Source organism: Vibrio alginolyticus NBRC 15630 = ATCC 17749 (assembly GCF_000354175.2).
GTDB lineage: Bacteria > Pseudomonadota > Gammaproteobacteria > Enterobacterales > Vibrionaceae > Vibrio > Vibrio alginolyticus.
Genome location: NC_022349.1, coordinates 540,842 through 556,151, shown reverse-complemented (window position 1 = coordinate 556,151; position 15,310 = coordinate 540,842). Strand labels below are relative to the sequence as shown.

Annotated in this window: 11 protein-coding genes; 3 read left to right on the top strand and 8 right to left on the bottom strand. The window is 43.5% G+C overall.

Going from position 1 to position 15,310, the window contains the following annotated elements:
• Positions 1-140: 140 nt before the first annotated feature.
• The 3 genes from N646_RS02385 (at position 141) to N646_RS02375 (ending at position 4,458) form a co-directional block, all read left to right on the top strand.
• The gene (locus tag N646_RS02385) at positions 141-1,880 is read left to right on the top strand and encodes an ABC transporter transmembrane domain-containing protein (protein WP_017820635.1); all 1,740 of its coding nucleotides are present in this window, start codon (positions 141-143) and stop codon (positions 1,878-1,880) included.
• Between the two features lie 3 nt (positions 1,881-1,883).
• Positions 1,884-3,659, top strand: a complete 1,776-nt coding sequence (locus tag N646_RS02380; protein WP_017820634.1) for an ABC transporter transmembrane domain-containing protein — start codon at positions 1,884-1,886, stop codon at positions 3,657-3,659.
• A gap of 250 nt (positions 3,660-3,909) precedes the next feature.
• Entirely contained in the window at positions 3,910-4,458 is a 549-nt protein-coding gene (locus N646_RS02375; RefSeq protein ID WP_017820633.1) for an MSHA operon transcriptional regulator, read from the top strand.
• A 42-nt stretch (positions 4,459-4,500) separates the two neighbouring features.
• Here N646_RS02375 and N646_RS02370 read toward each other — a convergent pair whose 3' ends face one another.
• From N646_RS02370 to N646_RS02335, 8 genes are all read right to left on the bottom strand, one after another.
• The gene (locus N646_RS02370; protein WP_017820632.1) at positions 4,501-6,723 is read right to left on the bottom strand and encodes a TonB-dependent siderophore receptor; all 2,223 of its coding nucleotides are present in this window, start codon (positions 6,721-6,723) and stop codon (positions 4,501-4,503) included.
• 200 nt (positions 6,724-6,923) lie between these two features.
• Positions 6,924-8,900, bottom strand: coding sequence for a Fe(3+)-hydroxamate ABC transporter permease FhuB (fhuB, locus tag N646_RS02365; protein ID WP_017820631.1), 1,977 nt, complete (start codon positions 8,898-8,900; stop codon positions 6,924-6,926).
• Positions 8,897-9,781 carry an iron-siderophore ABC transporter substrate-binding protein gene (locus N646_RS02360; RefSeq protein ID WP_005377718.1) on the bottom strand — a complete coding sequence of 295 codons (885 nt, stop codon included), beginning with the start codon at positions 9,779-9,781 and terminating at the stop codon, positions 8,897-8,899. The genes fhuB and N646_RS02360 overlap by 4 nt, the downstream gene beginning before the upstream one ends.
• An 11-nt stretch (positions 9,782-9,792) precedes the next feature.
• On the bottom strand, positions 9,793-10,557 hold the full coding sequence (locus tag N646_RS02355; RefSeq protein WP_005389081.1) for an ABC transporter ATP-binding protein: 765 nt from the start codon (positions 10,555-10,557) through the stop codon (positions 9,793-9,795).
• A gap of 324 nt (positions 10,558-10,881) precedes the next feature.
• A complete protein-coding gene (locus N646_RS02350; protein WP_005377723.1) occupies positions 10,882-11,100 on the bottom strand; it encodes a hypothetical protein in 219 nt (72 codons plus the stop codon).
• Positions 11,101-11,187: 87 nt separating this feature from the next.
• Complete coding sequence (locus N646_RS02345) at positions 11,188-12,312, bottom strand: HD-GYP domain-containing protein (protein WP_017820630.1); 1,125 nt, start codon at positions 12,310-12,312, stop codon at positions 11,188-11,190.
• Between the two features lie 274 nt (positions 12,313-12,586).
• Positions 12,587-13,792, bottom strand: a complete 1,206-nt coding sequence (locus tag N646_RS02340) for an aromatic amino acid transport family protein (RefSeq protein ID WP_017820629.1) — start codon at positions 13,790-13,792, stop codon at positions 12,587-12,589.
• A gap of 161 nt (positions 13,793-13,953) precedes the next feature.
• Entirely contained in the window at positions 13,954-15,147 is a 1,194-nt protein-coding gene (locus N646_RS02335) for an iron-containing alcohol dehydrogenase (protein ID WP_017820628.1), read from the bottom strand.
• Positions 15,148-15,310 lie beyond the last annotated feature (163 nt).

Below are 15,310 nucleotides of genomic sequence, written 5' to 3'. Positions count from 1 at the left end.
CCAGTAATTTGCGCCGACACATGGCTATAATTGAAACAATCTATCGTTTTTAAACCCGCCTATAACTTGTGCTTGTAAACTCATCATTTCGCTCAATAATAGTTCTATAACAAATTCAATAATTTAAAGCGGGAGGCGTAATGAGAATATTCTGGCAGCTACGTTGGTATTTCCAACAAAAGTGGAGGCACTATGTCGGATCCATTCTGCTTTTCGCTGTGATATCAGCACTACAGCTTGTTCCGCCCAAAGCAGTTGGCATCATAGTTGACGGCGTCGTAGACAACACTTTAGATACAAATACGCTGATTCTATGGCTGTCAGGGTTAACTGTACTGATCTTTACCATTTATGGGTGTCGCATCTTATGGCGAATTTGGCTTTTCGGCGCAAGCTGGGAGCTCGGGACCATTCTACGTAACCGTCTATATAGGCATTTATCGACACAGCCACCTCGTTTTTTTGAACGTTACAAGACGGGGGATCTGATGGCTCGTGGCACTAATGATGTGCGTAATATCGTTATGACAGCCGGCGAAGGGGTTTTAACCGCCGCAGACTCTTTGATCACTGGTATTGCGGTTTTAATCATTATGATAACGCAAGTAAGCTGGAAGCTCACCGTAATGGCGCTTCTTCCAATGCCATTTCTTGCCATCATCATCTTCTTTATTGTGCGCATCCTACATCAACGCTTTCGTGTCGCTCAGGAAGCCTTTTCTACCATGTCAGACATGACACAAGAGTCACTTAATGGCGTGCGAATGCTGCGTGCTTTCGGATTAGAAAACCAAGAGCAGCAACGTTTTGAAGAGGTTGTGGATGATACTGGCGAAAAGAACATCGCTGTTGCAAGAGTCGATGCTAGATTTGACCCGGCAATTCAGTTAACCATCGGTCTTTCTTTCCTTCTTAGTGTCGCTGCTGGTGCTTACCTTGTTGATAAAGGTGAGATCACGCTTGGTGATCTGACCGCATTTACGATGTATTTAGGGTTGATGATATGGCCGATGCTGGCATTCGCATTCCTATTTAACATTTTAGAAAGAGGCTCAGCTGCATGGAACCGACTACAAGAGATCTTTGATGAAAAGCCAGAAATTATCAGTGGTAATAAGCCAATAGAAAATAAACCACTTCCGTTAAAAATTGATATCGACGATTTCCACTGGTCTAGTGATTTACCGCCCGCTTTGACGGAAGTAAACATCGAACTTGAACCCGGAAAAATGTTGGGAGTTGCAGGGCCGGTAGGAAGCGGAAAATCGACCCTGTTAACACTACTTTTGCGTCAACATGATTTAGAAAACGGCTCAATTAAATTCGGGGATGTCGAGATCAAGGATGCCCTACTACCGCAGTGGCGCAACCGTTTTGCTGTCGTTAACCAAAGTCCGTTTCTATTCTCCAAATCTATCTTCGAAAATATTGCCTTAGGCAACCCTAATGCAGAGAAAGAAGAAGTCTATAGAGCAGCAAAGTTAGCCTGTATACATGACGATATTGAAAAGTTTCCTGAAGGCTATCAAACAGAAGTTGGTGAAAAAGGCATTACACTCTCCGGCGGGCAAAAACAACGTATTGCGATAGCACGCGCTATGCTGCTGAATGCTCAAGTGTTGGTTTTGGACGATGCACTTTCCGCTGTTGATGGACGGACCGAACATCAAATCCTTAAGAATTTGGAAACATACTACCGTAATCAGGCCCTAATCGTTATTGCGCACCGCCTCACCGCTTTGGAAGCAGCAGACGAGATCATTGTATTGAATCACGGACACATTACTGAACGTGGGCAACATAGCGCGTTATTAGCGCATAAAGGCTGGTACGCCGAGATGTTCGAGTATCAGAAACTAGAGCAGGCGATGGAGGAATAATGAATGAACCAGACCAGCACGTTTAAACGGTTAATGTCTTACCCATTATCTCAACCAAAGCCAATGATTAAAGGACTCGCCTTGCTGTTTATTGCAGCGTTAGCTAGCGCCGGCGGCCCTTGGTTGATTCAATATTTCATTGATGAGCACATCGCTAAAGGTGACTATTCACAAAGTGTTCTGATTTCGCTAGCAGTAGGTTATATCGCTCTTCAGATCGTATCGGCAACATTCCAGTATTTTCAGTCATTGCAATTTAGCATTGTCGCGGCTAACACGATCAAAGCGATTCGTAAGCAAGTATTTTCTGGCGTGATTAAGCAGCCGTTATCTGCGTTTGATTACACTCCTGCTGGAAAATTGGTGTCGCGAATCACCAACGATACGGAATCTTTACAGCAATTTTATGAGCTTTTGATCGCGACCGTGGTGAAAAACGTGGTCATGATTGTCGTAATGCTTGGCGTTATGTTTTTCATGAGCTGGAAGCTCACACTCGTTGTGCTTGTATTGCTGCCGATCGTCATCGGCTTTATGTACTTGTTTAAGCAGCTAAGTACAGAAAGCTACCGAAAGATGCGTGACCTATTGACCGATATAAATGCGAATCTGAGTGAATCCATTCAAGGGATGAGTGTCATTCAATTAATGCAACAAGAAGAGCGTTTTAATAAACAGTTCAACGAGCTAACCGCAGAGCATCTGGTGGCATCTAAACGAGTGATTCGGCTAAACGGCTATCTGCTAAGACCATTAATGGACTTACTCGCTGGTCTTGCGTTGCTTTGCTTGGTTGCGATCTTTGGTTTTAATGGTATTGAGTTGATTGGTGTGGGGGTACTGTATGCATTTATCAGTTATCTTGCGCGAGTTACTGAACCACTAATTGAGATGACTCAGCAACTTGCTCTACTTCAGCAAGCGTTAGTATCAAGCGAACGTGTTTTTGAATTAATTGACGCGAAAGAACAAACTTACGGGGACAATCATCAACCATTAAGGTCAGGTGCTATCGAACTTAGAGATCTCACATTTAGCTACGATGGTAAACAGGACGTCCTAAAAGACATTTCGTTGAAGGCCAACCACCAAGACTTTATCGCGCTTGTCGGGCATACAGGAAGCGGTAAAAGCACATTAGCGTCACTGTTAATGGGCTTTTATCCAACGCAATGTGGCGAACTGCTCATAGATGGTCGTCCACTTAAAACATTAGGGAAAGACGTACTTCGCAAAGATGTGGCAATGGTCCAACAAGATCCACATATTCTCCCTGCTTCAGTCAGAGAAAACATCTCTCTCAGTCGGGCGGTTGATGACAATCAAATATGGGATGCGTTAGACAAGGTAGGTTTGGCAGAACAAATTCATCGTTACCCTAACGGGCTAGACACGCAGTTAGGTCAAGGCGAAACTAATTTATCTGCGGGTCAGAAACAGCTTTTGGCGTTAGCACGTGTGCTTGTGGTAAAACCTAAGATATTGATATTAGATGAAGCAACCGCAAATATTGACTCAGGAACAGAGGCTTTAATCCAAAAGAGCTTGGCGGTACTCAGACAAGACATGACGCTCGTTGTTATTGCTCATCGGCTGTCAACTATCCTAGATGCAGACCAAATCATTGTTCTTCATCATGGGGAGTTAGTCGAGAAAGGCACACACAAAGCACTCTTAACGCAAAATGGTCGTTATGCTCAAATGTATCAGTTACAGCAAGCAAACCGACACCTACAACAGATTGAAGAAGACACCAAGCAACTCGAAGAAGCGGTGTGATTTTATGCCCGTGCCTTCTTTTATTTAGTCGGCATGGGCATAATTGGTGTAACTTCAAAATTTAGCCTTGTAAGCTTCCAATTTCTTCATAATGTGAACTAATTTTCTATTTCTTACCTATTATTGACATAACCCCTCGCTATATCACGCAAGGTCGTTGTAAAATCGTACGGTACTTAAGTCTACTGCCTGTGGCATTGGGCTGAATTCCGCTTTCTAATTATGCACATTAATCTCATGACACAAGTCCATGGACAAAGATAAGTTTACTAACATCTATCGCTTGCCTGGTTCGATTCAAATTCGTATCGGTAAATGGCAAAAGACGTTCCGCGGCACCTCTGATTTAGTTTTACATCAGGCGCTAATGGAGCGTAATAAGCAATTTAAGAAGCCAGACTTTTTACCTAAAGGCTGGTGTGTCACTCCTGTTGATGAAAACGACATTACCATTACGCATCACGGTAAATATATCCAAACCGTTATGCGCACAATGCTGGACAGAAAGGTCTCATACAAGCGACTGTTCCTATCTCGAATGAGTCTCGAAGATGGTGAAAAAGTGCTCCACAATTACAAGCTGGAGTGGGTAAGAAAACATAACCAGATCGCCAAAAAGTACAATCAAATTAAAAAGAAACAATATATGAACTTTGCAAGAGAAGAAGAGGAAACCCTCTACCCTTCGATTCCAAAGGGTGAGTTTGACAAAACATTATGGAACAAACTTGTCGTATCATCGTTTGGCCCGCAGAAAAAGTACAAAAACCCGCACTTTGTCCGTAAAGCCGATTTCTAAATAAACACCCCTAAAGTTAGGGGTGTTTATTTATACGTTAACTCACCAGTCGTAAGTTAAACTTGCAATAACATTTTGTCGGTCGCCATACCAACAAAAGCCATCACATGTCGCTATGTACTTTTTATCCGCGATGTTTTTAGCTGCGACTTGTAACTTGTAGTCGCCGATTCGATAACTGACCGTCGCATCCATTAAGAAATAACTTGGTACTTTTAGTCTCTCTTCATTGTCTCCGTATGACTCACCTGTATAGCGCGCGCCTAAGCCAACAGCAAAGCCATCAAGAGGTCCATCAAAGAAACGATAATGTGCCCAAGCTGATGATACGGTATTAGCCACTTGGGAAGGTGTTTTGCCAACCCATGCCTTATTGATGTCTTCTTTTATCTCTGCATCAACGTACGCAATGTTCCCGATCAATGTTAAGGATGGTGTCACATTAGCTACAGCTTCAAACTCAACGCCGTTATTTTCTATTTTTCCTATTTGCGTTAATTCACTCAAGTAGATACGAGCCAAGTTTTCTTTTGTTGCCCGATACGTTGCAATATTGAAATAACCATCAAATGAATCCGGTTGGTATTTCATACCGATTTCAAATTGATCACCGCTTTCAGGCTTCGCTGGCTTACCATTGCTGTCTTCTTGAATAATTGGATCAAAGTACTGAGAGTAACTAAAGTATGGCGTGAAGCCAGAATCAGAAATATAAGCCGTTCCCACGCTAAACGTCCACTCTCCATTATCGACTTTCGTGCGAGCACCCGTGGTAACATTATGTACTTCATTACTTGTATCGTCGTAACGTGCGGCCAATAACATCGCCCATTTATCGTTGATCAGCATATGATCTTGAAAGTAGACGCCGAGCTGCTGATTATCGATTTTCGTTCTTTGCTTATCGGTTTCGCTCAATGGTTGTAGCGTATTCGGATCGAGTAACATTATGTTATCCGAATAAGTAGGATTAAATACATTAAACCTAGGATCGGGCAAAGCTCCCATTGGTGTGTTTAATAATGCATTACCATTAGCAACTATAGGGTCATTGGCAAAATCTTTACCATCGATACTGATCATTTGAAAATCTATGCCCAACATCAAGTTATGCTCAACACTTCCCCAATTTACTTGGTGCATCAAACGATTATCGATATTAAAAGCATCAGATGACCCATCTTCTGTTGAAGCACCCCGAAGTATGGTTTTGCGTTCATTTGATGGGTCCAAAACCGGCCCCAACGCAGGCACATCAGCCGAGTAAACGTACGAATACATTTGTCTTAGCTTAACATCCATTTCGCTGTAACGAGCTGCTTGAATAAATGAAGTGGTATCATTAAATGCATGAGAAAACTCATAGCCTAAAGACACCTGCTCACGCTCAAACGTCTCCCAGTTAGGATTGCCTATCGCTAAACTATCACTGATCTTTCCATTTTTGTTTGGCGTTAACGTTCCTTCAACTGGCAAAAATTGCAGATAAGGATCTGAGTCGTCTTTTTGATAGCTCGTTAGAAAGGTAATTTCAGACGCCTCATTAAATTTGTACGTCATCGATGGAGAGAGAAGAATGCGCTCTGCTTCTACCCCACTAATTCTCGTCCCATTTTTTCTCGCTAACCCTTGAAAGCGGAAAGCTAGCTGCTCACTCACCTCAGAGTTTACGTCAAGAGAAAGTTGTTTACGGTCTTCAGAACCGTACTCCAAAGATACAAGTCCTGACCCCCCATCAAATTGAGGTCGCTTACTGACAACATTGATGACCCCACCAGGAGGGTTTTGCCCATAAAGAACAGACGCTGCACCACGTAAAACTTCAACCCTCTCTAACGCAAACGGATCTATTTGCCAACTATAGAAGCCAGAAGAATATAAACGGGTACCATCTTGATACAACCCACTGTTCGCCTGTTTAAAACCACGAATAATAAACCAATCTTGCTTGTTATCTTCGCCGAAATAATTAGTTTGAATGCTTGGTGTGTACTGTAGTGCGTCAGAAATGCTAATAGAGGCACGATCATCCATTTGCTCTCGCGTAACAACAGACACCGCTCTTGGAGTCTCATTGATAGCAATATCAGTTTTCGTCGCTGCCCGACTCTTCGCTCCGAGATAACTAAAATCAGGACCAACTGCACTGTCTTGCTGCTGTCCAATCACAACTATATTTTCATCTTCCTGAGCCAAGACATTTGGCGTTGATAAAGCTAATACAACCGCCATCGACGTTGGTGTCAGCATAAACTGCCGAGTCATATTCTTCTCCTTTTTGTCGGCAGCCAAACCAACCCTTCATGACTTCAGCGACCGCTGAAAGAAAAGCGAGTTACGGCATCGCCAGTTGTTTCCGTAAAAGACAAACCAGAGGTTTTGCATAAAGCACTCGCATAGGTTACGAATGCCACTACGAGTGCTTATTTGTATAAGTACTTTCTTGGTTGAGGCTTAGCTCATTTCTATAAGCGGCGTAAACCCCACATTAAATACAAACCGCCAATGAGAGACGCCATAAGCCCTGTTGGTATTTCTTGCGGGTAAAGGATCTGTCGTCCCAACCAATCAGCCAACAACATCACCCCTGCCCCCAGTATCGCGGCGCATAACATGTGTTGTGACGCTTTGTTAAAACCAAATAAGCGAGCTAAATGCGGAGCCAACAACCCAACAAAGCTAATCGGGCCAACAACCAATGTCGCACTGACCGTGAGACAAGCAACTAAAAGAAGCAGTATTGCGCGTGAACGATCAACTCGAATTCCAAGTGCTTTAGAGGAAGCGGCACCGACAGGAAGAATATCTAGCCATCTTACGCAGAGAAAACTCAACCCTATAAAGACAAGCGCAGATAAGGACAATGGGAGTAACGTTTCAACCGAAACATAGTAGGTAGACCCAGACAACCAAGCCAATGCTTGATAACTTCTTGGGTCACCAGTGGCTAGAATAAAGCTCTGTATTGCATTCATCAGTGCGGTTATTGCAATACCAGTCAACAAAATACGCTCCGGCTGAAAGCCTGACTTACGGTTTAGCAGCACAATGACTAATACCGTCGCTAATGCGCCTACGAGCCCGCCTAGAGAAAGAGTGAAAATTGACGAACCAAACCCAGTAAACATCGCGATGATCAATCCCATCGCTGTCCCTGAACTGATACCGATCACTTCAGGACTTGCCATTGGGTTTCCACTTAGGCGTTGAATCATGGTTCCAGCAATCGCTAACATTGCCCCCGCAATTGCTGCTGCAAATAATCTAGGTGCGCGCCATTCCAAAAAAATCCAATTTTGGCTAGCAAATAAATTTGTCCACCCTTCATTTTGCACAGCAACCGTGGCAAAAAGAACAACAGAAATTAACGTGCCGATCAACGCCAATGAGATCGCTTTAGGGTTTAGCTTATAAACATGTTGACGGTGTCGAGTTAACACTGTTTGAGTATGGCCCTGCGTCTTTTGTGATAAACGAGGTAACAGCCATAACAGTAGCGGAGCGCCCAGTGCAGCGGTTGCTGCTCCCGTTGGTATAAAACTCGCCATTATCCCTGGCAGTTGCTGAATAACCAAATCGGTTAAAGTCAATAACATGGCACCAATCAGCATTGATACCCAAAGCTTATGCTGGATTTTATTGATACCTATCAATCGAGTAATCGCTGGCGCCGCTAACCCGATGAAACCGATGATTCCTACGGCAGAAACCACCCAAGAAGTGATTAACACCGCAAGCCCAAGACAGACAAAACGCAACTTAGCTAGCGAGACACCTAAACTCTTGGCACCTTGCTCGGAGAGTTCCAACAGACTTAACGGCTTTGCAATCACAAATGCAACGACCGTAGCAAGTGCGATTCGAGGGGCAAGATACGAGAAATCTCCCCATCCACTCTGAACAAGCGAACCGGCTCCCCATATCATTAACCCATTCAGCTTTTCGGTATTCATCATCAGAATAACCGTACTTAATGATGCAAAGTACAGGTTTATCACTAACCCAGAAACGACGACAACCGTTGGAGATAACGCTCGTCGCCATGACAACAGCATCACCAACCCCATCGATATCACACCGCCGATGAGAGCAACCAAATTAGGCGCGATATCCAACATCCAAGGTGCGAATAGCGTAGCTAACATCAAAGCAAAACTTGAACCGCTCGCCACACCAAGTGTCGTGGGTGAAGCGAGAGGGTTACGCAGCACTTGCTGCATCAATACCCCAGCAACCGCTAATCCAGCACCAGATATAATCGTGGTGAAGACTCGAGGCCACCAGCTAAAGTGAAGTAAAACAGAATCGATAGATTGAAAGTTAGGCTCCCATAAACTGCTTAGAGCTAACGAAAATGAGCTTACTTGGTACAATTGGAAAGCACCAATAGAAAAGGTAAATGCCGAAAGTAACACCACAAAGCTTAAAGGCATCGTTTTCATTGTGTTAACTCCTCGACCTTACTCGCCGTAACTAACTCTGCGAAACGGAGGGCTGAAGGCATAGAACCAAAACTCCAAACGGGCGCGACTTGCATGACCTTTTCACCAGATTGTTGAACAACATATTGCCAAAATGGGTCTTGAGAGAGCTGCTCCGCTCCACCGTAAGGTAATGGCTCTACGATAACAATTTGAGCTTTTATGCCAGCTAACTTGTCGATGCCAACTAGGCTAAAGCCCCAGCTATTCGTCTTTTCATTCCATGCATTACTCAGCCCAATCTTTTCGATAGCCTGAGAGTAAAGACTATTTTGACCAAAAACACGTACGTGCTTTGTATCCATAAACTGAATCATTAGTAGTGGCGGCTGGCCTTTATTTATACGCTGTTTTAATAAAGACAAACGTTTTTCATATTGTTGGATAAGCGCCTCTGCTTCCGCCTCTCTTCCCAGCTCTTCACCAAACCTCCGAGTGAAACTGGTAAGTACCGACCAATCCGTAATTCCGCTTTCATATAAGTCAATGGTGGTAACCGGGGCGATATCAACTAAGCGATGCTTCATTGAGGAAAAGTACGGGGCAATAAAAATACGATCAGGTCTGAGCTCGTAAATGCGCTCTATATTGGGTTGAGTTCTTAACCCTACATCCTTCGTTTGAGGTGGTAACGGTGGCGATTTTACCCAAGCATCGTAATCTTGCCCTTGAGCAACGCCTACAGGTACGACCCCTAAAGCCAACATCGTTTCAGTTTGTGTCCAATCAACCGACATCACCCGAGGTGATGCGTCAGCTAGTGCTTGAAAAGAACTGACCAAAAGCGCACTAAGTGAGAGAGCGAAAGAGAAATGTTTAAGTCGAGTGTTTGTACTGCTCATTATTCCAACCTTTAGCTTGGCATCGCCACCGGATAACCCGCAGGGTGGTCAGAGATCATCATCTCTATCCCATATATGTCCCTCAACTTAGGTTCAGTAAACACCTGTTCAACATTGCCTTGTGCAATCAAATCACCTTGATGTAATGCAACGATGTAGTCGCAAAATCGTGCAGCCAAGTTGATGTCGTGTAATACGATGATAACGCCCAAGCCCAGTTCTTGACTGAGTTTAGAGATAAGCTTCAACATATCGACTTGATGGCTGATATCTAGCGCAGACAAAGGCTCATCAAGAAGCAAATACTCGGTTTTTTGGGCTAACAGCATAGCTAGCCACACACGTTGACGCTCTCCTCCAGATAACGTGTCCACTAAGCGATCTGCGTATTTTAGTGTGCCTGTCATCGCCATTGCTTCTTCAACAATGTCGTGATCTTTCTTACTCAAACGTCCAAGTAAACCATGCCATGGATAACGACCAAAACCGACTAAATCTCGACCTAAAATACTGTCGGTCACCGGAAGATGCTGAGGCAAGTAGGCAATGTGTTGGGCGAATTTTTTCGCTGAGAGATCGTTAATGCTCGTTCCATGCAGAACCACGTCACCAGCTGTGTATTGCTGTTGCTGTGCCAGCAACTTTAACAATGTGGATTTTCCTGAACCATTGTGTCCAACAAGGGCGTATGTTTTTCCGGGTTCAAATGTCACATCAAACGCTTTTAGCAATGACTTGCCTTCAATCTCAAACTGGAGTGCTTTAGCTTCCAACATCCCTACTTCACCTAATAGCCATTTACGAATAACAGTTATTCAAAGCTCTCATTCGTTGATCACGTTTGCCGTTCTTATTCAACAGAACGATTAATAAGGGAGGTTTTATATAACAACAAAGATACAAATGCAAACCGTTGTCATTATCATTACATCAACAAGATCATTGAGAGAATTGCTAAGTGTTAGTGATAATTTGCTCAGCTGAACTTCATTAGTAAATTATAGGCAGGTCAACGAGAGCAGCGGTCTCCCACTGCTCTCGAATAAATTTGAACGAATACTGCAGCGTATGAAGAAATGAAAAATGCCGCAGTGAATACATTAATGACGAGCGTCAGCGCCAAACTCTACTTCTTTATAGATATCGGCCAGCGACTTTTTACCTTGTTTGTCTTTGGCTGAACGCTTTTTCTTAGTTTGATAATGGTATTCTTGCTCCTGAAGTGCTTGTTCGTGCTCTTTTGCTGACTCAACAAACTCAGGATTTGCAAGTGCTTGTTGGCGTAAGCGGTTTACTCTTTCAAGGGTTTCCCACAACATACTTCACCTCCAAACTTATTACTGTATATAAAAACAGTATTGTTTAAATATTCCTCCTCGTCAATATTTCAACTTTGTTACTGCTCTTCACATTAACCCCAAGCCTGTATAGTGCTCGGGATATTTGTGGATGATTTGCTTTATATAACCTTGATGCTCTCGCAGAGCATCAACACATTCTCGAGATAACCATCCCTGATATACCCATTTTTCAAGTTCTAACAATGCGTATGGGATGGACCACGCTTGTCTGTACGGATGGTGCGTTGTCATAAAATCAAAGGCATTCGCGACAGCCGTAATTTGCGCGGCGATTGGTACATCATCATTGGTTAAACCATAAGGATAACCAGTGCCATTTAAGTTTTCGTACTGATAAGTAACCATCTGCAAAAACAAAGTCACACTCGGGTGAACCGGATTTCCGATACGGGCAACTATGTCATCCGCTGAATCGATACAACGCTCAATATGTTGAATCAATATCGCCTCTTGTTCTTGAGAGTAATTTGTTCGGCGGCTAGCAATTTCAACTGGCAGCTGACTATCACCGAGCGCATGGAACTGAGCAAAAATACCAATATCTTCGACCATTTCGTCATTCAGGTGATAACGATCCGCTAACTGCGTTGCGATAATTTGACTGTAGTACTTCATGCGTTTGGTATGCGCGTAATACTCAGGTGAATAGCCTGGCATCATACATTGCATTCGGTTCGCTAGCGTTTCTATCGCATTGACTACTTGAGTCTCTGATGCAACCGCAAATCGAATCATTTCGAAATAAGGTTTAAGACCATTCAGCACTTCTAAACTAAACGCATCACGTTGAGTGGAGTTCAAAAATACAAAACCAGTAAAAGCTTTATTGTCATAACAAGGAATAGCAGCCGACGACTGATATCCGTGTTTGAGTAAAATTTGAACCCGAGGACAGTGCTTAATATCATGAAGGTCTTCGACGATACGAGGAACCGCGTTTTTAGAGGCAATATTGAGGTGGTGGAGTTTACGGAATGCTGATTCGTGATGGGCTAAACACCAAGTGTCGAACTCACTTTCTGCAAATGATTTGAGCACATCTTGGTCTGGGTGATATTTTGCAAATGACACCCTATCAATACATGGCAAGTGCGCCTGCATCCTGCCTTTTAGCGTTTGCAGTTGCTCGTTAAGCGGTTTTGCAAACGGGTAAAAACTCCGGTGCGCCATGCTTCACCTCCACACCAAAGCAGAGAAACAAGAAAAGCTCATTGTGTTGCAAATTCAATGGTATTTTGAGCGGTTTTCTCCACTTAAATTATCGATATACCACAACTTAAGTGTACGAAATAAAAGCACATTTCTACCAATTTTTTCACCGGATATCTTACGGTAATTTGATCCAGATTAAAAAAGCCAACGAGCGAAACTCGTTGGCCTAACAATACTGATTGATTACGATGGATTCAGTAACTAGAAGTTATTCAAAGAACGTTCTAAACAACTAGCCTAGAGCAGGAAGCACACCCAGCGTAATTAACACCTGAGCGAATACGATGCCAGTGCCAGCGATGCCCGTTATCACTAACGCACCTTGACCACCTGCGACGCGGTACTCCCCAGTAAAATCATCCGATTTACGAACCTTGATCACCATAACCAAAGGCAAAAAGATGGCTAAAATCGCTAAGGCAATCGCTGCATAGCCCAAAGCCATAATAAAGCCTTGAGGATAGAAAAGTGCGAAGCCTAGCGGTGGAGTAAACGTCACTAGTGCCGCAATCAAACGATTAGGCTTATCGTTACTTCCTTTGATGGTATCACCCAAAAATTCGAATAGACCCAAACTCACGCCAAGGAACGATGTCAACAATGCCAAGTCAGCAAACACACCAACAATGCTACCCAAATTTGATTGGTGTACTGTCTGAGATAGTTGACCAATCAGTGCGCTCAACCCTCCGTTCTCAACAAGCGTACTTTGGCTAACCACACCCAACGTCACGATTTGCCAAAAGATATAAATAACAAGTGGAATCGTCGAACCAATAATAACGGCTTTGCGTAAAGAAGAAGTGTCACCGTCTAAGTAATTCACAATTGCAGGTATACTTCCGTGGAAACCAAACGAAGTAAAGATCACCGGAATCGCCGCTACAACAAGGCCTTGTTCGATTGGCATACTTAACAAGTAAGATTCCGTAACGTTTGGAGCAAGAAAAGAAAGCACCGCAACCATCGCAACGAGCTTCATCGCGAACAGAACTCGGTTTACTTTATCGACCGTACCGGTACCCACTGTCACAACTAAAGTCACAACCAAGGTAAAGATTATCGTTGATGTAGGCCCTGAAATATCGAGGTCAAACCATTGTGCAAGGCGGTCTCCGAACTGAGCACCACCGCCAGCGATATACGCTGCACATAATGAGTAGAAAAGAAACAACATCGCAAAACTTGCCACCCACTTGCCTTTTTGACCTAGGATCTGTTTCGCCAAAGTATGAAGTGTAGCACTACTCTCCGCATGTTGATGAAGCTCAAGCATAAGCAAGGCAGTGAAAGCCATCAGAGCCCATAAGCCTAGCATGATGATAATAGAAGTTGAAAAACCAATGCCGGCAGAGGCAAGTGGAAGCGCTAGCATACCAGCGCCTATTGTAGTGCCCGCAATAATTAGCGTACTACCGAATACTTTAGAACGACTCATTGTATATTAATCTTTACACTTTATTAGAAATTATCAGTATTAGATCGGGCAACGGCGGACCGAAACCAACACCATATTTGTATTGCCGTCGATATTGTAGGATCTTTAGCAGAAGATCAAGCAAAGTGTAAGGATAAAAAACCACACATGTAAACTAAAATTTACACCCTACTGATAGTTAACAATAACTGTGTGCATTCTTCCCTGTTCATGAACTTGGGAACAGGGTAATTCCAGTGCGCCTCTTTCAGAATTAAATCAACAAGCGCATCAGCATCTTCACGTTGAATGAGCGCACTGGTTTGCTCAATATCAATAGTTGAAAACAAGGACTCCAGATTCGCCAAAAAATGCTGAGCACTTGCGTTACCTAACTGCCCCTCGGCCGTCAACTCATCGAGCTTTCTTAGTTGAGGCTCAATCTCTGATAATGAAAAGCGCAGCACAGGCAACAAGGCTAATCCGTTTGCCATACCATGAGGTATTCCATATCTCGCACCGAATGTGTGAGCAAAGGCATGAACATAACCCAAACTCGCTTTGGTAAATGCTAAACCCGCGTAATAGGATGCCATAGCCATTTTATGACGAGCTTCGACATCATCCCCTTGCATCACAGCCCTAGGAAGATATTTAAAAATGAGTTTAATAGCGGCAACCGAATAAGCCATCGTTTCTTGAGTAGCGTTTTTCGATACATAGGCCTCAATAGCGTGGGTTAATGCATCAACGCCAGTATCAGCCGTGATCTTAGGAGGTAAACCAATCATTAAATTCGCATCTAAAGCTGCCATTAGTGGCACCAACTTTGGATCCATTAAAGGGGTTTTAATGTGTGAGGAGGGATCTGACACGACCGCAGCGATAGTAACTTCACTTCCGGTTCCAGCCGTTGTTGGAATAGCAAAAAGCGGTGCTGGCATTCGCCATACCTTCAATAGTCCAGCTAATTTTTTTATTGGCCGTTTATTGGTAACTTTCGCAGCAATAACTTTTGCACAATCCATTGCAGAGCCGCCACCCAAAGCTAATATGCCCTCACAATGAAAACGATGATAAGCCTCTAGACCGCTCTCAACCTGATCATAGGTAGGATCGGGCTTAACTTGCGAGAAAACATCTAACTGTAAATCGAGTTGTGCTGCTGCCTCAAGCACCTTATCTACAATACCGACTTGGACCAACCCTTCGTCGGTAACTAACAAAACGCGTTTAAATCCCAGCTCGGTCATCGATTCTAATAGCTCATTCATCGAACCAGGGCCGGAAAACAAGGTTGGTCTCGGCATAGGAAGGATAAGGGCTGCTATTTTTAACCCTGCGGTGTAACTCCGATATAAACGATGCTTCAACATACGAAATCCTTTTCATTTAGAGCTATCATTCTAGCTACTTTTACTACCTATGCTTACTTTGCAATCACACATTTTCAATAAACTTATCTCACTAAAAGGGCTAGCATCGCTGGGAAACCGTACCATTTTATTATCTTTCCTCAACGACATGAGCTACAGAGAA

Excerpts from the sequence above, each read along its gene's own strand:
- N646_RS02385 (WP_017820635.1), top strand. The coding sequence starts at position 141 with ATGAGAATATTCTGGCAGCTACGTTGGTATTTCCAACAAAAGTGGAGG.
- N646_RS02380 (WP_017820634.1), top strand. The coding sequence starts at position 1,884 with ATGAACCAGACCAGCACGTTTAAACGGTTAATGTCTTACCCATTATCT.
- N646_RS02375 (WP_017820633.1), top strand. The coding sequence starts at position 3,910 with ATGGACAAAGATAAGTTTACTAACATCTATCGCTTGCCTGGTTCGATT.
- N646_RS02370 (WP_017820632.1), bottom strand. The coding sequence starts at position 6,723 with ATGACTCGGCAGTTTATGCTGACACCAACGTCGATGGCGGTTGTATTA.
- fhuB (WP_017820631.1), bottom strand. The coding sequence starts at position 8,900 with ATGAAAACGATGCCTTTAAGCTTTGTGGTGTTACTTTCGGCATTTACC.
- N646_RS02360 (WP_005377718.1), bottom strand. The coding sequence starts at position 9,781 with ATGAGCAGTACAAACACTCGACTTAAACATTTCTCTTTCGCTCTCTCA.
- N646_RS02355 (WP_005389081.1), bottom strand. The coding sequence starts at position 10,557 with ATGTTGGAAGCTAAAGCACTCCAGTTTGAGATTGAAGGCAAGTCATTG.
- N646_RS02350 (WP_005377723.1), bottom strand. The coding sequence starts at position 11,100 with ATGTTGTGGGAAACCCTTGAAAGAGTAAACCGCTTACGCCAACAAGCA.
- N646_RS02345 (WP_017820630.1), bottom strand. The coding sequence starts at position 12,312 with ATGGCGCACCGGAGTTTTTACCCGTTTGCAAAACCGCTTAACGAGCAA.
- N646_RS02340 (WP_017820629.1), bottom strand. The coding sequence starts at position 13,792 with ATGAGTCGTTCTAAAGTATTCGGTAGTACGCTAATTATTGCGGGCACT.
- N646_RS02335 (WP_017820628.1), bottom strand. The coding sequence starts at position 15,147 with ATGTTGAAGCATCGTTTATATCGGAGTTACACCGCAGGGTTAAAAATA.